This is a genomic window from Leptolyngbya sp. AN10, from assembly GCF_050565645.1.
Taxonomy (GTDB): Bacteria; Cyanobacteriota; Cyanobacteriia; order Leptolyngbyales; family Leptolyngbyaceae; genus Leptolyngbya.
This window is the reverse complement of record NZ_JBNXVP010000036.1, coordinates 16,929-38,934: the sequence shown is the minus strand read 5'-3', so window position 1 is coordinate 38,934 and position 22,006 is coordinate 16,929. Positions and strand designations below refer to the sequence as shown.

Genomic DNA, 22,006 nt, shown 5'->3' with positions numbered 1-22,006 from the left:
TCTCAACTAAATCGCACAGGTAAGCCGTCCTGAAATGCTAACAATTCTCCAGGCTCGATCGTTGTCCAAACCTCATTATCGGTTAAAGGCGTAGTTGCGATCACTGCGACTCGATCGTTCGCTGTGGTTAATTCCTGAAAATCCACGGTCAAATCGGCATCAATCAAATGCGCTGCTGCAAATGGAGCCTGCCGCACAATGTAGCAAAGTTTCGTCGAGCAATGAACGAAGAACGTTTCCCCATCAGAGAGCAAATAATTGAATGTTCCGTAGTTCGCGATCGCACTGGTGATCGATTTCAAAACTGGATACAACTCAGCAGCGTTCGGTTTCTCGATCGGAAATGCTTGGCGCATCGTATTCAACATCAAACAAAACGCCCGCTCACTATCGGTTTGTCCCACAGGTCGATAGATTCCTTCTGGCTCTGGCTCAAAGTTCGGCAAATCCCCGTTATGAGCAAACACCCAATACCGTCCCCAAAGTTCTCGCCGAAACGGATGACAATTCTCCAAAGCAACTCTCCCAAAAGTCGCTTTGCGAATATGAGCAATCACATGAGTAGAACGGATCGGATAGTTACGAACTAATTCCGCGACTGGAGAACTGGTTGCAGCTTTAACATCAATAAATGATCGACATCCTACTCCTTCAAAAAAAGCAATTCCCCATCCGTCTTGATGTTCATCGGTTCGCCCGCCCCGCGCAGAAAATCCTTCAAACGAGAAGCAAATATCAGTCGGGACGTTGCAGTTCATTCCAAGGAGTTGACACATCGTTTATTTCCAATCGTCGATCGTATCTTCGCTCGATCGCGGTAGTTCCTCATATTCTGGCATTCTTAGTTCTTCTAAAGGTTCTGGCTCATATTCCGCTTTCATCTCAATCTGCAAGGGTCGAATCACTCGCGTCACTGCTTCCTGCATAAATGACTTGATAAATTCATCGCGCCGATTCAGTTGGAATTGTTTTTGCACCACTTCAGAAATGCCACCATCACCCCAACTTTGATTGTTGCGGAAATATTCGATAAAGCTTCTCCCCGCAATTCGAGTGAGATAAGCAGCACTGACACCTTGAATGGCTCGACCTGCGATCAATCCAGCGACAGTGACTTGCATTGCAGTGGTGACAAGCTCGATCGCACCGCGCACAATTCCCAATCCCACGAGTGTTTTTGCAAGTGAAATCGCCATTTCTTTCGCGTGTTCAGTTGTAATCTCACAGCCATAAATCCGCCCAATTTCTACGACCATTTGAGCATTCACAGCCGCAGTTGCTAACAAATCCACCACAGGAATTGGTGTTGCTGCAATCACTCCTGCTCCAATCCATTGATATCGATCGACTAATTTCTCGGCTTGTTTTCGTCGCTGTTCATCAATCAATCGCCGCGCTTCTTCGCCCAATCGCTGAGACTGAATCAAAATATTGTCTGCTAATAAATCCTCGCCTTCAGTTCTGAGAATATGAACAATCCGATCGATTAAATCCGTAACTTCTGGATCAGGGTAAAGCCAGTCTCCAGTCTCAGTTTGCATTCTTGGCGGATTAGCCGCGATCGCGACCACATCATCTAGAGCAACTGTTCCCCGAACTCGCTCCCGCAATCTTGCCAAAATCGCCTCTAAATCTTCTTGCGTATAGAGATCGGCTTTGTTCAGAACCACAATCGATCGCTTTCCAATCTGCGTCAATGCTTGCAACGGCTCATATTCCGACTGTCGCAAATCGTTATCCAGCACAAATACAATTAAATCCGCCTCAGTTGCCAATCGTCGCGCCAATGTTTCCCGTTCAGTTCCCGCGACTCCCGCTTCGAGAATTCCAGGCGTATCAGTAATCACGACTTCTCGATCGACTCCCTGCAATTTCATTCGATAAATTGCGCCCGCCTCAGTCGTTCCCATCGGTGCGCCCACTTTCCCAACGATTTGCCCCATTAGCGCATTCACAAGCGAAGTTTTTCCCGCTGATCCCGTCCCAAAAATTACCAATCGAAATTCTCTTCGGGCAAGATCTTGCTCAATTTGTTTCGACCGAGCAATTAATTCCCGTCGCGCAATCTCATCCTGAATCTGCGCCACCTGTTGCCGCACCGCTTGTAAATTCTCTTGAGCCGCTTCAGTTTTCACCTCTGAAACTCTCGGAGGCGGCATCCTCTTGCGTCGTCTCGCTCGATTCGGCAACCAGAAAAAATAATAAGTAAACGCTGCAATCAACACGCCGAGCAGCACAATCACCAGGAAAATCACCAGATTTGCCAAAAACGGATTCGCGATCGCCCAACTCAATTGCGTGATCGAATCGATCAGCCAGATCACCAGTCCTAAAATGACCGCAATACCGATAACTAGCGTAATCAGTCGAGATGGACGCATAGCGCTAAACACTTGAGGGATGTCTTCTCATTCTGACGGATTCTGCATTATTGCGATCGTTCCATCAGCGTCCTCCAGCGATCATCTTTGTGAAGAGTGTCAAAATCAGGGTCGGTCGTTGCTCTTTGCCGATATTCAGAATCCAGTGAGATCGCAGCTTTGAGATTCTCGATCGCCTGTAAAGCATCTCCAATCCTTGAGTAGCAAGCGGCTCTGGCATAAAGCGTATTGGCATCATTGTGTTTAACCTGTAGCGCTTTGTCATACAGAAAAATTGCGTCTTGATACTGTTCATTTTTCTGTAATGCCTTTCCATGCCGATACCAGACCGCAATATCATCTGGCTGGATCTCCTGAGCTTTTTGATAATCTGCGATCGCTTGTTCTAGATTGCTGACCTGATCAAATGAGTAAGCACGTCCCAGCCATGCAATATAGTCGTTTGGGTCAATTTCTAGCGCTTTGTTGTAGTTCTCGATCGCGGCTTCATAACGCTCTAATCGCCCGTTCACATGAGCGCGATAATGCCAGATATCTGAGTCATTTTCGCCTAATTCTAGCGCTTTATCGTAGTTCTCGACTGCTGCTTCAAAGCGTTCCAATTGAGCAAACAAAATACCGCGACAATACCAATTTCGAGCATTATTCGGGTCGTAATTGATTGCTCTACTGTAAGCTTCAATCGCCGCTTCGTAGCGTTCTAAACAATGGAGGGCAAATCCTCGATTGCTCCAAACTTGCTGATATTCTGGATTGAGTTTTAAGGCTTGGTCATAACTCTCGATCGCATCTTCGTAACGTTCCAGATTACTCAGTAACAGCCCACGATTGTACCAAGCTTGATAGGAGTCTGGTTTGAATTGCAGCGATTGGTCATAGCTCTCGATCGCGGCTTCATAGCGTTCTAATTGCTCAAGTGCAACGCTCCGACTATACCAAACCTGAAAATCGTAAGGTTCGTATGGCAAGGCTTGGTCGTAGTTCTCGATCGCGTCCTCATAACGTCCTAAGTAGTGTAAAGAAATTCCACGGTTATACCAAGTCCATGCAAAATTTGAGTTGAATTGCAGAGATTGATCATAGTTTTCGATCGCTTCCTCGTACCGTTTCAACCGATGAAGTGCAAGCGCCCGATTGCCCCATGCGGTGTGACAGTCAGGCTTAAGTGGAATCGCCCGATCATAACTTTCGATCGCCGCTTCATAGCGTCCCAAACACTTCAGTGCAATTCCTCGACATTCCCAGGCATTATGATTGTACGGATTGAGTTCTAGAGCATGGTCATAACACTGGATTGCTTCTTCGTAGCGTTCTAATGCCGCACATGAATAACCGCGATTTCTCCAAGTCTCATGATTATCTGACTCGAATTTTAGTGCTTGGTCATAACTTTCGATCGCGTCTTCATGTCTCCCCAAATCTTTCAGCGAATCGCCCCGTTTTTTCCAAGTTTCATGATGTTCTGGCTGCAATTCAAGCTGGCGATCGTAACTTGTGATTGCCTCTTCTTCAGATCCCATCGCATCTAACGAATTACCACGATGAAACCAAGCATCTGAATAATCCGGCTTGAGATGAATAAGTCGATCGTAACTATGAACTGCCTCCGTGTAACGTCCTACTTTATAAAGCAAATGAGCACGATCGTACAGCGCGATGAGGTGATCTGGCTGAATCTGAAGGAGTTCGTCATAACTCTCGATCGCTGTTTCAAATTCCCCAAAGGTGCGGTACAGATTGGCTTGCTCTAGCAAGATTTCTACTGGTTCTGAATTGGCAGACATGAGTTGACGATCGCATTTCTTGAGACTCCAAAAGTTTTCCCTGTTCAAATCTTAAAACCACTGCTTTCCTTCCACTAAATCAATTCCTTTCTCCTAAAATCACAATTCTTACCCCCTTGATTTTCTGAATTAGATTTTTTATCGTCAGGAAGTTAACGCTCACAGATTTAGAAGCACAACATTATGAGCCTTTTTGATCAAATTATGAGTGCGGTCGCAAATCCGCAACAGCAAGCCTCAACCAATCAACTGGGCAGCATTTTAGGCATGGCTCAACAACTCACAGGCAACCAAGGACTCGACTCAAACGCCACTCAAGCCGTAATGTCCCTCCTCGGTAGTCATGTTCGATCGTCCTTACAGAACCAGCAAGCCAGTCAAGGCAGCGGACACGTTCAATCCCTCGTGAATCAATTCGCTGGACTCGGCAGCAATCCACAAGCCGTCAGCGCTCTCTTTCCCGGAGGCGCACAGCAGCAAGTTTCTGAAAACATCGCACAACAAACCGGACTGAACGCTGGAACGATTCAATCAATGCTGCCTGTTCTCGTTCCACTCGTGCTCAATCTGCTCCAAAGCGGCTCAGTCCAGCAAGGCGGACAGTCGGCAGGAAATCCCGTCCTGAACGCCTTTTTAGATGCCGATCGCGATGGCGATGTCGATATGGGCGATGTCATGGGTATGGCTGGACAATTCCTCAACCAACGGCGCTAGAGCCAACTGGCAGACGAACCGAGATTCGCCTCCACTCGATCGAGTCCCAAAACCAGAAGAGCGGGCAGATCCTCAAATCCACCCGCTCTTTTCGCGATTAGTAATTTCCTTTACTGAAACTCTTTGCTCCGGCAGGACGCGACTCACGTGACTCACGCGGCTTCGCCTTATTCACCTTCAACTCTCGACCCAGCCATTCTGCACCATCCAACTCCGCGATCGCGGCATCTTCTTGGGCATCGTCCGCCATTTCGACAAATGCAAACCCGCGTTTCCTGCCTGTCTCTCGGTCTGTCGGAAGGCTCACTCGGCTCACTTCGCCGTACTCCGCAAACACTTCTTTAAGATCGTCTTCAGTCGCCTGAAAGGACAGGTTGCCAATATAAATAGTCACGTTACTCTCCAAACCATTCGTGTGAGGGGCGAACTCGGAGAAAGCCGATCGAGCAGAAATCAAACCGCTCAGCCATTTAGCTGTCGCCGAACTCTTGTTTTGAGAGTATTATACTAGACTCACCTCGAAATGAGAAGCACAAGAACTGCCATTCGTCTACCTATAAAAATAGGAATTTCTATCGTTCACCCTGTGAAATCTTATGAGTCTTCCGATGGAATTTGTGACGAAACATTTTTTCAATCCTATGAATCAAAAGAATAATTCTCAGAAAGTTGACAAAACGTTACAGTATTAGGGAAGCTTAAGAATAGGAATCAGTGCTAGTGCGCTGTCCTAGACCGAGCGAGTTTATATCGGAAATGAAGAGGATTCCAAATTTTTTAAGAATTACTTCATTTCTGTCTGTAGCGCAGGCAACAAGCCGTAAGGTTGGGCAAGAAAAGATACCTTCTTAACCTTGCCTTAAGTCTGTAGGTGTACCGTAATGGAGATACCTACATACGTTGCCCTGCGTTTTATTTATGGCGTTTTTTCAAAAGAAAGCTCAACTCGGAGCGTCTCTTTCCTCCCTCGCTGCCCTGACCTTCGGATTGGCAGCTTGTACTCCTCAAACCGCAACCGCTCCTCCTCAAGGCGGTGGCACAACGGGAAGTAGTCCTGCTGCGCCTGCTGCGGGTGGCGGAACTGTATCGATTAATGGAGCGGGTGCTTCGGCTCCGAACTTGTTGTATCAACGTTGGTTTCAGGAATACAACAAGCAGAACCCGAATATTCAAATCAGCTATGACTCGGTAGGTAGCGGCGCGGGTGTCAGACGATTCTTGGATCAAACCGTCGATTTCGCAGCAACGGATGATCCTTTGAAGGATGAAGATCGGGCAAAAGTGCCTGCCGATCGCGGTAAAGCGGTTCAGATTCCATCCACCGGATTGTTTATCGTCATGGCGCACAATTTGAAGGAAGTGCCCGACTTGAAACTGTCACGTGAAGCACTCTGCGGCATTGTCGATGGTTCGATCAAAACTTGGGACGATCCAAAGATCAAATCGAATAATCCCACGGTTCCCAGTCAGCCTCTTACGTTTGTTCACCGCTCAGACGGAAGTGGAACTACAGCAATTTTCACCAGCCACATTGCTAAAGCTTGTCCAAATTGGAAAGGCGGCTCTGGGAAAACAGTGGAATGGCCCACGGGAACTGGAGCGAAAGGAAACGAAGGTGTGACCGCTCAGATTCAGCAGACTCCAGGCGCGATCGGATATACCGAGTTTTCGTTCTCTAAGCAGAACAACTTACCGACTGCGAGCTTGCAGAACAAGTCGGGAGCTTTTATCGCTCCGACTCCTGAAGCGGCTGCAAAAGCATTAGAGGGCGCAACGGTGCCAGATACATTTGCTGTGAGTGTGCCTGATCCAGAAGGCAAAGACGCTTACCCGATCGTGAGTTTGACCTATTTGCTGCTGTACGAAAACCCCAGAGATCCTGCGAAGGCGAAAGCGTTCAACGACTTCATGAAGTGGGCTTACAGCGACGCTGGGAAGCAGTTTGCAACTGAGTTGGGTTACCTGCCACTGCCTGAGACGATTACTGCTAGAGCCACGTCGGCATTAGAAAGCATCAAAGTTGCAGCGAAATAAGCGAGATTGATCGACTAGAGGGATTATTCTCTCTAGTCGATGTGCGATCGCATGGTATTGTTTTCATCACTTTGAGTAAAGAGTTGTTATGGCTACGTCTGCGGATCGTTCATCGCGTATGTCTTGGCGGCGCACAGGTGCGTCTCGCTGGATCGATAATGGATTTGTCTGGCTGACGGCTGCCTTTGCGATCGGGGTCGGCGTATTGCTGTTGACGATCGCAGGTCGAGTCGGAACAGATGCGCTTCCAGCCATTCAAAAGTTTGGACTGGAATTTTTGGTTACAAGTCGGTGGAGCGTTCAAGATGAAATATTCGGCGCACTGACTCAAATCTATGGAACGCTGGTCACTTCGTTTTTGGCGTTGTTGTTAGCAGTGCCCGTCGGCGTTGGAGTGGCACTGTTTTTGAGTGAAGATTTCCTGCCGCCACGAGTGAAACAGCCGATTGTGTTCATGGTGGAACTATTGGCAGCGATCCCCAGTGTGGTTTATGGACTTTGGGGTATTTTCGTCTTGATTCCAGTTCTACGTCCGTTTGGAATTTGGCTAAATGCAAACTTCGGCTGGATTCCGATTTTTAGTACGGCTCCCGCAGGTCCAGGAATTTATGCGGCTGGAATCATTCTGGCAATTATGATTTTGCCGATTATTGCAGCGATTTCGCGAGATGCGCTGGTTGCCGTTCCTGGAGAATTACGCCAAGCCGCGTATGGATTAGGCGCAACACGCTGGGAGACAATCTTTAAGGTACTCTTGCCTGCTGCATTTTCGGGAATTGTGGGCGGCGTGATGCTGGCACTGGGTCGGGCAATGGGTGAAACGATGGCAGTCACGATGGTGATTGGAAACGTCGATTCGATTCGATCGTTCTCGATTCTGGCTCAAGGTTCGACGGTAGCATCGTTGCTGGCGAATCAGTTTGCGGAAGCGAGTGGACTGCAAGTCGCATCCTTGATGTATGCGGCATTGATTCTGTTCTTGCTGACACTGGTGGTTAACGTGTTAGCAGAATTTATTGTTCGTCGATTCAGTATGAAGCTCTAGGCACTCTCGAATTAGTTAAGGACTTGTATGACTTCTCCAGAATTTGTGTCTGCCGGACGGGGCTTAAAGCGCAATCCCAAGTCACCCCGCACCTTGTTCTCTTCAGTGATGACGGTTGTGGCGTTTATTTGTGCTGCACTGGCGCTGATTCCGCTGGCTGCTGTTACCTTCTACGTGGTGGTGAACGGAGCTTCTCGATTGACTCCGAGCGTATTTTTTGAATTGCCTCCGGCTCCAGGATTAGCGGGGGGTGGATTTGGGAATGCGTTTGTGGGAACGTTACTGACTGTTGGAATTTCGGCACTGATGTCCATTCCGTTCGGCATTATCGCGGCGATTTACCTGTCCGAGTTTGGACGCGATACGAAGCTGGCGGAGTGGGTGAGCTTTTTAACCAATGTCTTGAGCGGGGTTCCGTCGATCGTGATTGGTGCGTTCGCTTATGCGATCGTGGTTTTGAACACAGGAACCTTTTCAGCCGTGGCGGGTGGATTTGCACTTGCGGTGTTGATGTTGCCTACGATCGTAAGAACTGCGGCTGAAGCACTCGAAGCGGTTCCAAACGAGTATCGGCAAGCCGCGATCGGGTTAGGATCAACTCGAATGCAAACCACTTTACAGATTGTGCTTCCGGCAGCGATCCCCGCGATTACGACAGGGATTATGCTGGCGTTGGCGCGGGCAGCGGGTGAAACCGCTCCGGTCTTGTTTACGGCTTCGTTTAATCGATTTTGGGCAACTTCTTTATGGGAGCCGATCGCAACGATGTCGCGGTTGGTGTTTGATTTTGCAACTTCTCCCTTTCCGGCTCAGCAGCAACTTGCTTGGGCGGGTTCGTTAGTATTGGTTCTGTTGGTGCTGATTACCAGTGTTCTGTCTCGCATGGTGATTAAACGTCGGTAAAACTTTTTTGAAACGCTCCATCCTTTATCTTTCATGTAACTTATGACTTCCAAAGTTCAGAACGCTCGTCAAACTGAGACGGTCTTTCGCACTGAGAATCTGAATATCTACTACGGCAGTTTCTTAGCAGTGCGGGATGTGACGATCGACATTCCTAAAAATGCGGTGACGGCTTTTATCGGTCCTTCGGGTTGCGGTAAAAGTACGGTAATTCGCTGTTTGAACCGATTAAATGATTTGATCAAGTCGTTCCACATCGACGGCAAAATTTTCTATCACGATCAAGATTTGTACGCGCCAGAAATCGATCCGGTGGAAGTGCGGCGACAGATTGGTATGGTGTTCCAGAAGCCGAACCCGTTCCCGAAAACGATTTATGACAATATTGCGTTTGGTCCTCGACTGCTGGGCTACAAGGGCGATATGGATGAATTGGTTGAACGATCGCTGAAGCAAGCGGCACTTTGGGAGGACGTGAAAGATAAGCTCAAGGCTTACGGGACGGATCTTTCTGGAGGTCAGCAACAAAGACTTTGTATTGCTCGTGCAGTGGCAGTTCAGCCGGATGTAATTCTGATGGACGAACCTTGCTCAGCACTTGACCCGATTTCTACTTTGAAAGTGGAAGATTTGCTGCAAGAGTTGAAGCAGAATTACACGATCGTGATCGTGACTCACAATATGCAGCAGGCTTCTCGCGCTTCGGACTACACGGCGTTCTACAACGTGGAAGCGAACTCGAAAGGACAAAGAACTGGATATATCGTGGAATACGATCGTACCGAGCACATTTTCCAAAATCCACAAGAGCAAGCGACTCAAGCGTATGTCAGCGGTCGTTTTGGTTAATTCTGCAATTCGATAGGCTGGGATAAGGAGGCGCTAGTTTGCCTCCTTTTTTTGTGGGTTGCGGATTTGGATGAAAGTTGCAACTTCTAATCGAGACGGAGCAAATTTCAGGTCGAGAATTCGAGCGGTGATGTTTGAGGATTCGAGCAAACGAAGATCAGTACGCTCTCGAATTACGTTCGCGATCGCTCTTGTAACAGGTTCTGGACTTTCTTGCCCGTTTGCCCAAATTCTTAAATTGTTCAATTGCAGCGATCGACCTTGAATGATTTGCGGTTGTGCTTCTGCAACAATCCTCAGTTTCGCAGGATCGCCTTGTTCTTGGAGTTCGACTTGGAATCGGACGCGGTTCTCTGGCAGTAAGGTGAGTTGCGGATTGAGAAAGTCGTATCGCTCGACTTGTCTGACATCGCGACGGAGCAATCGAATTCCGAGATTTCTTAGTCGAGCGGTGACAAAAGGAGATTTGAGAGCGCGATCGAGATCTGCTTGAGTCAGAACCATCCGAACGCCTGCCTGTAAGGGTTTTTCTAATCTACGGGTTTTGAGTTGAAGCGCGATCGCATCGGTTTCAAGCTCTAAAGTATCAATGCGGAGGTCTTTAACTGGAAACAGTCCGCGTCCTGCAATGCGAATGCGATCGGCGCGACCTTGAACAATCTGATAGCTCGGAGCATTATCGACGCGAACTTGTAGCTGTTCTGCGGCGATGAGTTGCTTGCGGATTTGAGATTCTGCAATGCGATCGACCACGATTCCGGTCGGGGAAAGAATGCCAAATAACGTTGAGAGTAGGACAGTGAAGAAATCCATACGAGGGCGAACTACGTTTATCGTTAAGGTTATCAAGTTCTTTATCAATCTGATGCTTGGGCTTCCGTCACTTTGGGTTGTGCTACGATCGATGAGCTAAGCGAGTAGTACATAAGATTATCAATCGACGCTATGCCTGAGAATGTTCGTTACATTACTGATGAGACTGGCAAACAGATCAGCGTAGTACTCGATCTAGAGGCATATCAGCAGCTTTTAAATCCTCTATTAATAGATAAGAAATGTTTAGTTGGGCTAACCCGCGAGGAGTTGGAAACTCTAGCAAATTGCCGACTTGCATCATCTGAGCAAGCTGGTTTAGAGGAGCTTTTGATCAAGCAATCAGAGGGTTCTATTTCAGCAGCAGAAAGAGTTGAAATGGATCGGATTCTGGTTGAGGCTGATCGGCTCATGGTTCTGAAAGCACGTGCTTCATATACTCTGAAGCGACTTGACGAGGCGGCTACCGTTGGATGAGTCGCTATATTTCTGTTGAATTACAACGCCAGCTTCGGACTCAGTTTCGCGATCGCACTTGTTTATTTCGATCACTCTCTTGTCCGTGTTTCTGGATTGAACTTTAGGCTTGGATCGATTGATTGCGCTTGGCGGTATTTGGCGATCGACATCTCAAACGACTGCAACCTCGCACCCCACTCCGGGCACATCCTTCTCCCGATGCCGAAAGATTAACAACCACCCACGGATATTTGATGGTACATGCTACGATCGACGAATTCTCTCAGAGCGCTGATATGACTCTTTCGATCAATCATTCTACTGCTAATGAGATCGCGGCTTCAATTTCTGCTGAATTGCTGGACTATTTACAACAGCAGCAGGAATTGTTTGAACAGTCTCGATCGCGATTAGTGGAAGGGTATGAAAGAAAGTTTGTCTGGTTTGAAAATGGGCAAGTCTTAGATAGTGATGTAGACGAGTCTACTTTGTTTTTGAGAATATCGGCTGAGTTTCCTGAGCGTCCTTTGTTTATTGCACAAGTTTTACGAGCAGAGCCGAAACGAGTTGTGCATTCAGGATTTCTGGGAGCTAGGTAGAGATCGTGACGAGTTTTGAATATCAAACTTTTGCAGATGGAATTCCAGCGATTCCAATTTTATCTGTGAGACTGTTTCAGCCTGGTCAACCCACCTCGGCGCAGTTTGAATGTGCAAGCATTTTAGATACAGGCTCAGACTGTACGCTCTTACCTTTACCTGTTCTGGTGAAGGCGAAGGGGCAACCGATTCACAGAATGACTTGGATTCCAGTTTGTGGAATGGAAGTCCTTGCGATTCCGATCATTGTTGGATTGGTATTTGCTCAGCATGAGCTTTTAAGTGTGCGAGTTTACGGATGTGCTGTTGAGGAAATTGGAGAAACAGGTTTAATGGGTCAAGATATTTTGAATCGCTTTCAGATCGAGTTTGATGGACTAGCACTTACTTTCCATGTTAGGAAGGTGTCTCCACTCCCTACCCCTGTGGACACACCTTCCTAACATCTTCTCGATGCCGAAAGTCCTTCAACTTTTCACACCCTTGCCGCAGCAGGTCATCAAGTCCGCCATCAACGGTGAGTCCTTTGTCGATATCCCAGATACGGAGAATACGATTGTTCGTAAGCGTAAGAATTTGAGTGCCATCTTGAGTAAACCCAAGCGCAAGATTGTCGGATTCGCGGCGGCTTATCTGTCTAAACTGCAAATTTGATGAAGTAGAGCCTGAGTATTCTGCAAGTAATCTGCCTCGCAAATCGTAAAGTCGGGTGATGTCTTCCTCTATGGAAGTTGCCAACACTTGCTGACCATCTGGGCTGAAAGTTGCAGCAACACCTGGAACTTCTAAAAGTTTCTTACCTGCCAAATCATATAAATAGCTTGTATTCTCATCGTCAAGCAAAATCTTCTGACCATCAGGACTGAAGCTGGAGAGTATGCCTGGAAATTCAACGAGTTGTTTGCCGGATAAATCGTGCAGATATGTCTTACCGTGATGTCTAACCAAGATATGATTACTGCTAGGGGTAAAGGTGGAGTCGCTACTTTGAAACTCTGCAAGTTGCTTTCCTGTTAGATCATGTAGCCGACTAATTGCACCAGATCCAGTGGTAAGGATCTTCTTGCCATCAGGGCTAAAACTGGCAGAAACACCTCGAAACTCTGACAGCTTCTTCCCAGACACACCATACAACATTTGAGCGTTTGCAAAAATTGAAGTAAGAATCTGCTTACCACTAGAACTGAACTGCTGAGGAGCGCCTCGGAATTCTACAAGCTTTTTACCTGATAGCTCATACAACTGACTTCTATCATAATTTCCAGCAAGGACATATTTGCTATCAGGACTAGAGATAGGATTACTGCCCTGAAATTCTGCAAGTTTTTTACCCGATAGATCATGGAGATAACTCTTATAATCGTCCCAAGTAAAAATTCGGCTGCCATCTAAGCTGAATTTAGGCATAGAACCTTGAAATTCTGCAAGTTTCTTGCCAAAAAGATTATACAACCGAACTCTCTTGTCATCTGAAGTGAGGATTTTTTGACTATCAGGGCTGAAAGCATTCCGTTCTTCTAATGAGATTTGTAGTTTTTTACCTTCCAAATTGTAGAGCCGAATATTGCCAAAAAGATCCTGAGTGACAACTCCCTGTCCGTTGAAATTAAAAAAGTGAGGAGAAGAACCTCGAAACCTCAAAAGCTCTTTACCCGACAGATCATACACTTGGCTGATTTCGCCATTTCCCGTAATAATATGATTACTGTCAGCGCTGAAGCTAGGAAAGCTCCCTTCAAAGAGTTCATTCAGTGTTCCGTCTGTGAAATTGTATCCTTGAAGTGTGTTCCCATTCCACGTTTTCAATTCCGCAAACAAGAAAGATGTCCCAAAGTTGCCCCGAAATTCTGTAAGCTTTTCACCTGTTAAAGCATGGATTTGGATTACGTCCTCACTGACAGTCATTACTCGTCTACTATTTGGGCTAAAGCGAGGATATTTCCCTTGAAATTCTGCTAATTTCTTGCCTGCTCTATCGTATAGTCGAATTGTGTTATCTGCCCAGGTCAGTATTTTTTTGCCATTTGGACTAAAGCTAGAATTGATCCCTTGAAATTCTACTAATTTCTTGCCTTTCAAATCACATAGCCAAGTTTCAGTACCATTTTGTTTTAGAATCTGTTTGCCATCTGGGCTGAAGCTGGGAAAACTCCCCTGAAATTCTGCCAGCCTTCTACCTGCCAGGTCATATAACCGAATTTTTGAACTATCCCACGTTAAAATCCGTTTGCCATCTGGGCTGAAGCTGGGAAAACTCCCCTGAAATTCTGCCAGCCTTCTACCTGCCAGGTCATGTAATTGGCTTTTGGTACTATTGCCAATTAGAACCAGATTACTGCTCGGACTAAAACTAAGAAAGCTCCCCTGAAATTCTGCCAGTTTTCTACCCATGAAGTTATGTAAGTAGATTTTGTTATTATTATGTACTCCAATCTTTTGGCTGTCGGGGCTAAACTTAGAAAAGATGCCTTGGAATTCTGCTATTTTCCTGCCTGATAGATCTTGAAGTTGAGTCGTCGAGCCAGTCCCGATCAAAACATACTTATAATCGGGACTGAATCTGGGAAAGAAGCCTTGAAATTCTGCTTGCTGCATGTTTAAGTTTACTGCTGTCCTTAGTGCAAGTAATGGACTAACTGCAACAAGGGCATTGTTACTATCTAAATTCTTTTTATGCGTTAGCGATTGAACTTCACGACCCAGCTGTAATGCTTCGACTAGCACAGAGTAATCGCGGTAATAGTGGATAGGCTGTCTTAGAAGTGATATCCCTTTGCGCTCTAGCACTGTTCCTTGCTGGACAGTTTCTTTCTCTAATTCTGCTGCTTGTCTAGCTTTCTGCGCCTCGATCGACCTTACCCCTAAAAAACCTGCTCCAACTGTAGCAACTCCCAACATTGCGGCACTGATTCCAGTTGCTATTGCCAGCCGCTTCTTTGCTTGGTCTTCCGTCTCTTCAACTGCTCGACTCGCCCGAATATAGTTCTGTTGCAACTCAGTCGGTTTTGGCTCCTTCGTTTCTCCCTGCCTTAACCATTCCTCAGCCACACGCAACTCATCGCCCTTTAAGCCAAAGCTCTCATTTCGCTTTTGTTCCTGCCACTCGATCGCTCTCAACTCCAGTCGAGTGTGCATTCTCACATGCTCCAAATCCCGATCCATCTCGGTGATCAATCTCTGAAACTGCGGCTCAAATCGATCGGGGTCTTGAAAAAAGATCCACTGCACAGGCTGAAGCGCAGCATGAACTGGAACCCCATCAACCGCACGATACACGATCGGGATCAATCGCTTATTGTGCTGCACCGCATGATCAATCTCCCGTCCACAAACCTGCGAAACCAAAGAATCTGGACTAATCACAAACACAAACGTATTTGCCGCCTCAATCCCACGCTGAATTTCTTGCCACCATTCTGCGGTGAGTGGAATATCATTCCAATCCACCCAAGTATCACGGTTTTGCGCCTCTAGTGCTTGATGTAACTTCTCGACAAACGGCTTATCCTTCCGGGAATAAGAGATAAAAACGTCGCGCATGGTGCTTTCGTTGATTTTTTCTCAGCTTCCCATACTATAAAACCTCAGTGGTCGAAAAAGGGGATGTGCTGAATGTTTTTGCAGATGGTTCGTGTAGGAGGAAAGTTAAGCCTCTTTAAGATCGATCGCGCCTTGTCTCAAGATTTGCCATCCGTCACCCGTCCATTTTGCAACGGTTGAGGGTGTTCCCGATGCGACTTCATCAGAATTCGACTCTAGGATTAATACTTCTGGAAACTCTGCGGCAATTTCTGCCATTGATAGCAGTGCAGGTTGTCCCGATCGATTGGCGCTCGTAGTGGCTAATGCACCTGTTTTTGCGAGAATTTGACGGGCGATCGAATGATTCGGAACTCTTACACCGATCGTGGTTGGGTCAGCCGGATTCATTGCCGCAGGGACGCGATCATTTGCGGGAAGCACTAACGTTAATGCACCGGGTAAGTATTGTTTCGCGATCGTATTCCAGGTTTCTAATTCTCGATCGCTTCCGGTGACGTATTGCCAAAGTTCTTCGATTTCGCTTGCCATTAGAATCAGCGGTTTATCAAGACTGCGCTGTTTTGCGGTGTAGATTAAATTTGCTCGATCGGGCTTTGCTGCTAGAGCGGGAACGGTATCAGTTGGAAAACTCGCGAGATGTGTTCCGGCGCGAACGGATTCAACTAGCGTTGCAAAAGGGACTTGTGGCATAGGTCATTCAAATTGAGGCTCTTAGTCTATCATTCTCAACGATTGTGAGAGCGATCGCCCTGTTCCCCCACGTCGAACTAAGATCAATTCTGCACTGATGCTGATTGCGATCTCTTCGGGGGTTAACGCTCCAATGTCTAGACCGATCGGGGCATGAATCGATCGTAGTTTTTCTCGTGAAATTTCTGAGGTTTGAAAGACTTGTCTCACGCGCTTTTCACTGCCAATCATTCCAATGTAGCGACAGGGAATTGCTCGATCGACTAACGCTTTCAATGCTGCTAAATCGTATTGATAGCCGCGTGTGACTAAGGCTGCATAAAGTTGTGTGTGTGTTGAAAGAGTGCTGACTACTTCATTGATTGAGTGATTGAAAATCTTTGCGTTGGGATAGCGATCGACATTTGCCCATTCCGTTCGATCGTCTTGTACTATCACTTGAAATCCAATCAAATCTGCAACTTTCGCGAGTTGAATTCCACAATGTCCTGCTCCAACAATTAATAGAGTTGGCGGAGGTTCGATCGTTTCGATAAAAGCTGAATCAGGACAATCATCGGATAGATAGGGGAATGAATCGAAAGGAGTCACGATCGACACGGATTGCCCCGATTCGAGTTGGCTTAAGATTTGCTCGATTAAAGTTGCTCGATCTTCGTCCCATCGTTCCAACCAAACCCGCATCACGCCGCCACAAATGCCCTGAGTATCCCGCTGCGGTGCGCCTGTGAGATCAATCTCTACCGATTGGTTTTCGCCTGTTTCCAGTACTCTTAATGCCTGTTGAATGACTTTTGCTTCCCCGGCTCCACCCCCGATCGTGCCAAAGATTTGCCCAGTTGCATCAATGATCATCTTTGCACCCACTTCACGCGGCACAGACCCTTTGATTTGAACGACAGTTGCTAGTACAGCAGGCAGTCTTTTGAGAAGCTGGCGATAACAATCAAGCATAGTGAAATTAGGTTGAGATGACTTGGCGGGTGATGAGATGCAGAAGTCGATCGACGTTCTCAAAGATTTTAACGATGTTGGAGAACTGGAAACACGATCGCTCTATCCTTCGCCTGCCACTCATAACACTTGCTGATAAACTAAAATCGATGACGCTGGCTTGCACTTCCATCCGAAATTTAGTAATGCTTTCAGTCATTTGTTTCACCTGAATCGATAAAAATTTCGATTTTTCGTTATTGTCCAGGTGAGACATATCACGATTTCAAATTTGGTGAGTATAAGTACACCACCTACACATCACGAGAAAAATAAATTTCGGTTTATCGCTCGACCCGGCTAGGTACTATACTAGAAAAGTTGTTTAAATCTTCGAGTCAAACGAGGAACGTTCAATGTCGCGATATCGAGGACCCCGCCTCAGAATCACCCGTCGTCTGGGAGAATTACCCGGACTGACGCGAAAATCCGCTCGTCGAGCTTATCCGCCCGGACAACACGGACAAGCTCGTAAAAAACGCTCAGAATATGCGGTTCGTCTGGAAGAAAAGCAAAAATTGCGATTCAACTACGGTGTGAGCGAAAAACAACTGCTTCGCTATGTGCGGAAAGCGCGTCGTGCAGCAGGTTCGACCGGACAGGTTCTTCTGCAACTGTTGGAAATGCGGTTGGATAACACCGTCTTCCGTTTAGGAATGGCTCCCACAATTCCGGGTGCCCGTCAGTTGGTCAACCACGGTCATGTAACTGTCAATGGCAAAGTTGTAGATATTGCAAGCTACAACTGCCGTCCGGGAGATGTGGTCGCAGTGCGCGATCGCGATCGTTCTCGCAAGTTAGTCGAGGCGAATCTGCAATACCCTGGATTGTCTAACTTACCGAGTCATTTGGAGTTCGATAAGAACAAGATGACTGGAAAAGTGAATAGTGTGATCGATCGTGAATGGGTCGCGCTGCAAATCAATGAACTGCTGGTCGTTGAGTACTACTCACGTCAAGCTTAAGGTTTTGTCCGACATCGATATTCACCGCGGCAATTGAATATCTTAAACAACCTCCCACGTTCCGTCAGCGTTGGGAGGTTTCGTTTTCTAACGATTTGAATCGATCGCCGCTCTCGAAATAGATTCGTCCTGTAGATCCCTGTGATCAATAAGCCGAGTAGTCCGAGACCATTGATGATCAGAAAAAAGGTTTCCAGTCAATGTGATCTGAAGCTAGATGTAATATTGGCAAATTGACAAGACTGCCAAAAAAAATCTGCTACAGCTATAGCAATCCTACCTGAGATATGAAATAGACCTTTCCAGAAATTTACAAGCGTTACTGTTCCTGGGTTTGAGGATGGTCTCACCAGAATAGTTGCCGAACGCAATCATGCGGGTTTGCAGCAGTTTCCATCAGCCATGAACAATCAACATTGAGGACTTACATCGTCATCACCTCCCGTTTTTTCTACTGCTTAAACAGGCAATTGAATTGCTCCTAACCGCAGTCGGACTAAGCCACAAATCGCTAAAATCACCTCTGAATAATTATCTTTTCTCAATCGCACAACCTCTTTGGCAGCCCGGAAGATTTTCAGGTGGCGCATCAGATGTTCAATCACAATCCGTTCCCCTGCAAAAATGCGATTGGCTTCGATTTGTGGCTCACTGAGTTCCCGTCATGAGCGGCTTTTTGTGCGGCGTGCGAGTGCGATCTGCTCCTTGATAGGCTTTGTCTCCAGCAAAGGTCTGCATCTGTTGAAACTGAGACTGCTGTTGCCGAAACAAGGTGACATCCGCACTCGGTCCGGGATGGGCAACGGTGACATCGACAATATCACTGCCATCGGGCAAGCCAATCACCGATTGCTCGTAGGTCGTCTGCTTCTTTTTGCCAGAGTAGTGTTGCTTCTGAAGTTCCAAGTCACCAGGGCGTTGACGCACCTGCTCGGTGCTATCAACAATCAACTCCCACTCCACCAGCATTTCTGTGATGACTGCCCATGCTGCCTCGCAGTCCTCAAATTCCTCACACAGACTCGCGGGCAAAGCTTGGCGCAAAAACTGCACCCAATAGTACACCACTGCATGAGCTTGGCTGGCACTCACCTCAAACGTTAAGCCTAAAATCTCATACGTCGGGTAGTGTCGCAAGTAGTACAAGCACAACAAAATCTCGGTTTCGGCACTCAACGCGCTTGGACGACCTGCTCCAGCGGCATTGACTCGAATCTTGCGGGCATTCTGTTCGGCTTGATGGTCTGCTTCTAACTGTCGGAGATAGGTGATTAACGGCAACAATTGCTCATATTCAATCCCCAAAAGTGAGCGACTGCGATGCGGAAAAGTCTGGATATAATGGAATAGATTTTTCATTCGATGGTGAGCGGTAAAAATTCCGTCCTACCATCTTTTTTCTGCCTAATTTAATTTTTGAATACGTCTAAAGGAACCTGAATTTGGCTGAAGGGGTAAGCGATGACCGTTGTATTCGCTGTACTCTCCGGGAAGTGCATAAGCTTTACAGTTTGGAAAAATCTCAAGCTGTCCTAGAGAAATTGAGATTTCCTGCGCTTCTAGGCAACGTTTAAGAGTTCTCGCTAATCCAAAAGTCGAAACCTCATAAGGAAGTGGAATGTAAAGATGCAATCCTTCTGAGTAACTAGATCAGATGAGAATTGTGCGATGGATGCCGATCGTTTCTAGTGCAGCTTGTATTAATGGAAGTGATTCTGGGTTCTGAACAAGGTGGTAAGCACTACCTCGATCGATGTCAATCAGAGCGTATTGAGTCTTAGAGCCAAACCTTACACCGATTAATTCGTCTTCCTGCCGCTTCTGCCATAACAAACGAGGACTCAGACAATACTTAACGGTTCTCCACTCTGAATCAGGCTCATTAGCGCGGGCGATCGCCTTCCATTTGTAAGAAAAAATCTCACTCAGACGTTGAGCTATTCAGCAGCAGCCCCGCGCTCTATGCGAAGCATGAGCGTCGGGAAGAATGCGAGCGAGTCGAGGAGCGTTCTCCGACCAATGCCGCAGGCGAGGGAGGAGAACAGCGACGAGACGAGCAATCTCCTATGCTGCAAACGAGTATGGTACAATTGGCTTACCCGCCAAAGTGGGCTTAGTGTTTCAGGGCTTCCCGCCTTGCTGTCTAGCTCGAATGCCTCTGAACGACTTGCGAGAGTCGTCATGTACGATGAAGGGCTAGAACTGGGAGTAGAAAGCAATTTCTTCACAAGTTTTCTCGCAGATACAAACTCAATACGTTGTCTCCGGTGGGTCATCACGGGGACGTAAAACCAAAGCTCAGGAAATGTCCGATGCAATAGCAGGAGTCACTGAGAAGCCCGCGTTCTATCGCTTTGCGATGAGCGTCGGGAGATGTCACCTATTGGATTACCTGGTAAAGCATCACGAGACTTATCAGGGAAAGCCATTTCTATTTGCCTCTATGAATTTCATCAATGTGGAATTTGAACTCTAGTGAATTTACTTAGCTACTGGTAATTGATAGTGAGTGCTTTACAGCATCACAAACCTTAAAAAGTCATAGTGTCACTGGGGCGTTTTGATTTACGCCAAGCCTTTTTTTGGTTGCTAGGTTGATTCTCAAAGAAGATTGCGATCGCTCGTTCATGCGCGTGCAAATCATTGCGGTTAATCATCCAATCTAGAAGAAGACTTTTGTTGTAGCGGATCGATCGAGAATTGACTCTAATCCAATGGATGCCTTCTCGCAAAAGCCCTTTAGCTCTGAACTTCTTCAAAGTGTCTGGAGCAAATCCAATGAGCTTCGCAGCTTCATGCTTGCCAATAAAAATGCACTGTTCGGAAAAGTCGCAATTATTGTTCAAAGTTGTTTACCTTTTACACAGTAGGAGGACTAAGCGCAATCACTTGCGCGGATTAAGAGGTCCCATTGCGAGGTAAACCGATAAATTTTAGCGCTCCAGTCTTTTCCGCTATCTAGCTAGATTTCGTGAAGCATAGGCAACACTAACACGAGAATCGGAAACGATCGCATTTTTTTGAGATTATTAGCTCTGTTGAAATTGTTAAATTTCAGGAAGTGCGGGATGACTGCCAACAACTCCAGCATAATGCTTCAACAACGTTTCCAAATCGTGCCCAGTGAATTTCGCAACTAGCACAGGACTCTTTCCACTTGCAAGAACAAGACTGATGTATGTATGGCGAGTGTTGTAAAACTTTCGGTAGGAGACACCCGCCGCTTCTAACATTTTCCTCTAGCCGCGCTGCGAGAAGTTGTGGTCATCAATTCCTAGTCCTCGTGGCGATGGAAAGACCAGATCATCTGGTTGTGCATTGGCTGATTTTCTAGCCAGTAAGAGATTTTGTACTTTGGGATTGAGAGCGAAATGCCGGTCCTTGTTCATTTTTGGCGGGCATCGTTTTCCCCGACTCCATATCTCACCGATCCAAATCCTTGAGCAATTATCGAATAGATGCTTCCAACGAAGACCGATCGCTTCACCAGTTCTACAACCTGTGCAAAAGCAAAATTCCACCAGGTCAGCGTACCAGGCATAATATTTGTCCCGTCGAAATGCCTGGATGATTGCCTCCATTTCCTGTTTGCTAAACGGTTTAGGTTTCTGCTTGGGCGGGACTTTGACCCGCTTCGCCGCTGTTTTCCAAGGGTTGTGGCTTTCTTCATGCCATTTCCAAGCTGCTTCTAACTCCTGCAAGCGGCGTTTGACCTGGTTTTTAGACAAGCCCTGTTTAAATTGATGCTTGACGAATTCTTCCACACTGCGATCGTCCAAGAGTTTCACAGACTTATTGGGAAAATGCTGTTTCAAATAATTGCAAGTCGCTCGGTATTTCTCCATTGTTTTGGGCGTGACTTCTTTCGCTTTATATTCCATAAAGTTGCGAAACAAGGCGATTACGGTTAACTGAGGCGACTGCTCGATCTCCGCTTGTTTTTGCGGCTTATACCTTGCAAGCGTTGGGTCAAAGTGCCCAGATTTAATATCCAGCTCAATTTGCGTCGCAGTCTGTTGTGCGATCGCTCGGTTCGTTTTGGTATCGGGCAACCCAATGGCAAAAGCACGGCGTTTCCCTTGATAGGTAAATCGCAAGCGTAACCACCCTTTATCGGCTTCAGTTTTAACCGTTCCTTTAGGGGTCTTAGCAGCGTTGCTTAATTGGCTCACACTGGTTCTAGCAGCAATCATAAGCGTCAACGTTCCTTTAGTACGCTCGCATTATATTCGCC

General features: G+C 46.8%; 24 protein-coding genes. 9 read left to right on the top strand and 15 right to left on the bottom strand.

Translation table 11 applies throughout. The features are described from left to right. Positions 1–2 precede the first annotated feature (2 nt). From ACQ4M5_RS32575 to ACQ4M5_RS32565, 3 genes are read right to left on the bottom strand one after another with little or no spacing between them, the layout of a single operon-like run. Entirely contained in the window at positions 3–776 is a 774-nt protein-coding gene (locus ACQ4M5_RS32575) for a class II glutamine amidotransferase (protein ID WP_430679968.1), read from the bottom strand. Positions 777–779: 3 nt separating this feature from the next. Beyond that, the gene (locus tag ACQ4M5_RS32570) at positions 780–2,381 is read right to left on the bottom strand and encodes a DUF697 domain-containing protein (protein WP_430679967.1); all 1,602 of its coding nucleotides are present in this window, start codon (positions 2,379–2,381) and stop codon (positions 780–782) included. 47 nt (positions 2,382–2,428) lie between these two features. Continuing rightward, positions 2,429–4,165 carry a tetratricopeptide repeat protein gene (locus ACQ4M5_RS32565; protein ID WP_430679966.1) on the bottom strand — a complete coding sequence of 579 codons (1,737 nt, stop codon included), beginning with the start codon at positions 4,163–4,165 and terminating at the stop codon, positions 2,429–2,431. Positions 4,166–4,348: 183 nt separating this feature from the next. Between ACQ4M5_RS32565 and ACQ4M5_RS32560 the strand changes: the two genes are divergently transcribed. Next, positions 4,349–4,879 carry a DUF937 domain-containing protein gene (locus ACQ4M5_RS32560; protein ID WP_430679965.1) on the top strand — a complete coding sequence of 177 codons (531 nt, stop codon included), beginning with the start codon at positions 4,349–4,351 and terminating at the stop codon, positions 4,877–4,879. 97 nt (positions 4,880–4,976) lie between these two features. On the opposite strand, the gene ACQ4M5_RS32555 is transcribed toward ACQ4M5_RS32560, so the two are convergent. After that, positions 4,977–5,333: an RNA recognition motif domain-containing protein gene (locus ACQ4M5_RS32555; protein ID WP_430679997.1), complete on the bottom strand. Its 357-nt coding sequence runs from the start codon at positions 5,331–5,333 to the stop codon at positions 4,977–4,979. A gap of 464 nt (positions 5,334–5,797) precedes the next feature. On the opposite strand from ACQ4M5_RS32555, the gene pstS reads away from it, so the two are divergent. The 4 genes from pstS to pstB all read left to right on the top strand — a co-directional run bounded on the left by pstS (position 5,798) and on the right by pstB (position 9,710). Further along, a complete protein-coding gene (gene pstS / locus ACQ4M5_RS32550) occupies positions 5,798–6,913 on the top strand; it encodes a phosphate ABC transporter substrate-binding protein PstS (RefSeq protein WP_430679964.1) in 1,116 nt (371 codons plus the stop codon). An 88-nt stretch (positions 6,914–7,001) separates the two neighbouring features. Continuing rightward, positions 7,002–7,958, top strand: a complete 957-nt coding sequence (gene pstC, locus ACQ4M5_RS32545) for a phosphate ABC transporter permease subunit PstC (protein WP_430679963.1) — start codon at positions 7,002–7,004, stop codon at positions 7,956–7,958. A gap of 27 nt (positions 7,959–7,985) precedes the next feature. Further along, on the top strand, positions 7,986–8,861 hold the full coding sequence (pstA, locus tag ACQ4M5_RS32540; protein WP_430679962.1) for a phosphate ABC transporter permease PstA: 876 nt from the start codon (positions 7,986–7,988) through the stop codon (positions 8,859–8,861). Between the two features lie 42 nt (positions 8,862–8,903). Beyond that, positions 8,904–9,710 (top strand): phosphate ABC transporter ATP-binding protein PstB, encoded by an 807-nt coding sequence (gene pstB, locus ACQ4M5_RS32535; protein ID WP_430679961.1) that lies wholly within the window; start codon positions 8,904–8,906, stop codon positions 9,708–9,710. 33 nt (positions 9,711–9,743) lie between these two features. Here pstB and ACQ4M5_RS32530 read toward each other — a convergent pair whose 3' ends face one another. Further along, positions 9,744–10,523, bottom strand: coding sequence for an LmeA family phospholipid-binding protein (locus ACQ4M5_RS32530; RefSeq protein WP_430679960.1), 780 nt, complete (start codon positions 10,521–10,523; stop codon positions 9,744–9,746). Positions 10,524–10,655: 132 nt separating this feature from the next. On the opposite strand from ACQ4M5_RS32530, the gene ACQ4M5_RS32525 reads away from it, so the two are divergent. From ACQ4M5_RS32525 to ACQ4M5_RS32515, 3 genes are all read left to right on the top strand, one after another. Beyond that, positions 10,656–11,000 carry a hypothetical protein gene (locus tag ACQ4M5_RS32525; protein WP_430679959.1) on the top strand — a complete coding sequence of 115 codons (345 nt, stop codon included), beginning with the start codon at positions 10,656–10,658 and terminating at the stop codon, positions 10,998–11,000. A 122-nt stretch (positions 11,001–11,122) separates the two neighbouring features. Continuing rightward, positions 11,123–11,581, top strand: coding sequence for a hypothetical protein (locus ACQ4M5_RS32520; RefSeq protein ID WP_430679958.1), 459 nt, complete (start codon positions 11,123–11,125; stop codon positions 11,579–11,581). A gap of 5 nt (positions 11,582–11,586) precedes the next feature. After that, entirely contained in the window at positions 11,587–12,024 is a 438-nt protein-coding gene (locus ACQ4M5_RS32515) for a hypothetical protein (RefSeq protein ID WP_430679957.1), read from the top strand. Here the strand turns inward: ACQ4M5_RS32515 and ACQ4M5_RS32510 are convergent. The 4 genes from ACQ4M5_RS32510 to ACQ4M5_RS32495 form a co-directional block, all read right to left on the bottom strand. Beyond that, a complete protein-coding gene (locus tag ACQ4M5_RS32510) occupies positions 11,999–15,121 on the bottom strand; it encodes a toll/interleukin-1 receptor domain-containing protein (RefSeq protein ID WP_430679956.1) in 3,123 nt (1,040 codons plus the stop codon). The genes ACQ4M5_RS32515 and ACQ4M5_RS32510 overlap by 26 nt on opposite strands. 105 nt (positions 15,122–15,226) lie before the next feature. Further along, positions 15,227–15,814 (bottom strand): L-threonylcarbamoyladenylate synthase, encoded by a 588-nt coding sequence (locus tag ACQ4M5_RS32505; RefSeq protein ID WP_430679955.1) that lies wholly within the window; start codon positions 15,812–15,814, stop codon positions 15,227–15,229. Positions 15,815–15,835: 21 nt separating this feature from the next. Further along, positions 15,836–16,768 carry an XdhC family protein gene (locus tag ACQ4M5_RS32500; RefSeq protein ID WP_430679954.1) on the bottom strand — a complete coding sequence of 311 codons (933 nt, stop codon included), beginning with the start codon at positions 16,766–16,768 and terminating at the stop codon, positions 15,836–15,838. 7 nt (positions 16,769–16,775) lie between these two features. Continuing rightward, positions 16,776–17,024, bottom strand: coding sequence for a hypothetical protein (locus ACQ4M5_RS32495; protein WP_430679953.1), 249 nt, complete (start codon positions 17,022–17,024; stop codon positions 16,776–16,778). Positions 17,025–17,163: 139 nt separating this feature from the next. Between ACQ4M5_RS32495 and rpsD the strand changes: the two genes are divergently transcribed. Next, the gene (gene rpsD, locus ACQ4M5_RS32490) at positions 17,164–17,772 is read left to right on the top strand and encodes a 30S ribosomal protein S4 (protein WP_430679952.1); all 609 of its coding nucleotides are present in this window, start codon (positions 17,164–17,166) and stop codon (positions 17,770–17,772) included. Between the two features lie 458 nt (positions 17,773–18,230). Here rpsD and ACQ4M5_RS32485 read toward each other — a convergent pair whose 3' ends face one another. The 6 genes from ACQ4M5_RS32485 to ACQ4M5_RS32460 form a co-directional block, all read right to left on the bottom strand. Then, positions 18,231–18,377, bottom strand: a complete 147-nt coding sequence (locus ACQ4M5_RS32485; protein ID WP_430679951.1) for a hypothetical protein — start codon at positions 18,375–18,377, stop codon at positions 18,231–18,233. Positions 18,378–18,420: 43 nt separating this feature from the next. After that, a complete protein-coding gene (locus ACQ4M5_RS32480; protein WP_430679950.1) occupies positions 18,421–19,131 on the bottom strand; it encodes a transposase family protein in 711 nt (236 codons plus the stop codon). A gap of 291 nt (positions 19,132–19,422) precedes the next feature. Next, complete coding sequence (locus tag ACQ4M5_RS32475; RefSeq protein ID WP_430679949.1) at positions 19,423–19,605, bottom strand: hypothetical protein; 183 nt, start codon at positions 19,603–19,605, stop codon at positions 19,423–19,425. A 698-nt stretch (positions 19,606–20,303) separates the two neighbouring features. Next, entirely contained in the window at positions 20,304–20,618 is a 315-nt protein-coding gene (locus ACQ4M5_RS32470) for a hypothetical protein (RefSeq protein WP_430679948.1), read from the bottom strand. A 201-nt stretch (positions 20,619–20,819) separates the two neighbouring features. Further along, positions 20,820–21,005 carry a hypothetical protein gene (locus ACQ4M5_RS32465; RefSeq protein WP_430679947.1) on the bottom strand — a complete coding sequence of 62 codons (186 nt, stop codon included), beginning with the start codon at positions 21,003–21,005 and terminating at the stop codon, positions 20,820–20,822. A gap of 6 nt (positions 21,006–21,011) precedes the next feature. Then, entirely contained in the window at positions 21,012–21,965 is a 954-nt protein-coding gene (locus ACQ4M5_RS32460; RefSeq protein ID WP_430679946.1) for an Arm DNA-binding domain-containing protein, read from the bottom strand. Positions 21,966–22,006 lie beyond the last annotated feature (41 nt).

Excerpts from the sequence above, each read along its gene's own strand:
- ACQ4M5_RS32510 (WP_430679956.1), bottom strand. The coding sequence starts at position 15,121 with ATGCGCGACGTTTTTATCTCTTATTCCCGGAAGGATAAGCCGTTTGTC.
- pstC (WP_430679963.1), top strand. The coding sequence starts at position 7,002 with ATGGCTACGTCTGCGGATCGTTCATCGCGTATGTCTTGGCGGCGCACA.
- pstA (WP_430679962.1), top strand. The coding sequence starts at position 7,986 with ATGACTTCTCCAGAATTTGTGTCTGCCGGACGGGGCTTAAAGCGCAAT.
- ACQ4M5_RS32505 (WP_430679955.1), bottom strand. The coding sequence starts at position 15,814 with ATGCCACAAGTCCCTTTTGCAACGCTAGTTGAATCCGTTCGCGCCGGA.
- ACQ4M5_RS32525 (WP_430679959.1), top strand. The coding sequence starts at position 10,656 with ATGCCTGAGAATGTTCGTTACATTACTGATGAGACTGGCAAACAGATC.
- ACQ4M5_RS32575 (WP_430679968.1), bottom strand. The coding sequence starts at position 776 with ATGTGTCAACTCCTTGGAATGAACTGCAACGTCCCGACTGATATTTGC.
- ACQ4M5_RS32565 (WP_430679966.1), bottom strand. The coding sequence starts at position 4,165 with ATGTCTGCCAATTCAGAACCAGTAGAAATCTTGCTAGAGCAAGCCAAT.
- ACQ4M5_RS32500 (WP_430679954.1), bottom strand. The coding sequence starts at position 16,768 with ATGCTTGATTGTTATCGCCAGCTTCTCAAAAGACTGCCTGCTGTACTA.
- pstS (WP_430679964.1), top strand. The coding sequence starts at position 5,798 with ATGGCGTTTTTTCAAAAGAAAGCTCAACTCGGAGCGTCTCTTTCCTCC.
- pstB (WP_430679961.1), top strand. The coding sequence starts at position 8,904 with ATGACTTCCAAAGTTCAGAACGCTCGTCAAACTGAGACGGTCTTTCGC.
- ACQ4M5_RS32465 (WP_430679947.1), bottom strand. The coding sequence starts at position 21,005 with ATGTTAGAAGCGGCGGGTGTCTCCTACCGAAAGTTTTACAACACTCGC.
- ACQ4M5_RS32530 (WP_430679960.1), bottom strand. The coding sequence starts at position 10,523 with ATGGATTTCTTCACTGTCCTACTCTCAACGTTATTTGGCATTCTTTCC.
- ACQ4M5_RS32460 (WP_430679946.1), bottom strand. The coding sequence starts at position 21,965 with ATGATTGCTGCTAGAACCAGTGTGAGCCAATTAAGCAACGCTGCTAAG.
- rpsD (WP_430679952.1), top strand. The coding sequence starts at position 17,164 with ATGTCGCGATATCGAGGACCCCGCCTCAGAATCACCCGTCGTCTGGGA.
- ACQ4M5_RS32495 (WP_430679953.1), bottom strand. The coding sequence starts at position 17,024 with ATGTCTCACCTGGACAATAACGAAAAATCGAAATTTTTATCGATTCAG.
- ACQ4M5_RS32480 (WP_430679950.1), bottom strand. The coding sequence starts at position 19,131 with ATGAAAAATCTATTCCATTATATCCAGACTTTTCCGCATCGCAGTCGC.
- ACQ4M5_RS32570 (WP_430679967.1), bottom strand. The coding sequence starts at position 2,381 with ATGCGTCCATCTCGACTGATTACGCTAGTTATCGGTATTGCGGTCATT.
- ACQ4M5_RS32560 (WP_430679965.1), top strand. The coding sequence starts at position 4,349 with ATGAGCCTTTTTGATCAAATTATGAGTGCGGTCGCAAATCCGCAACAG.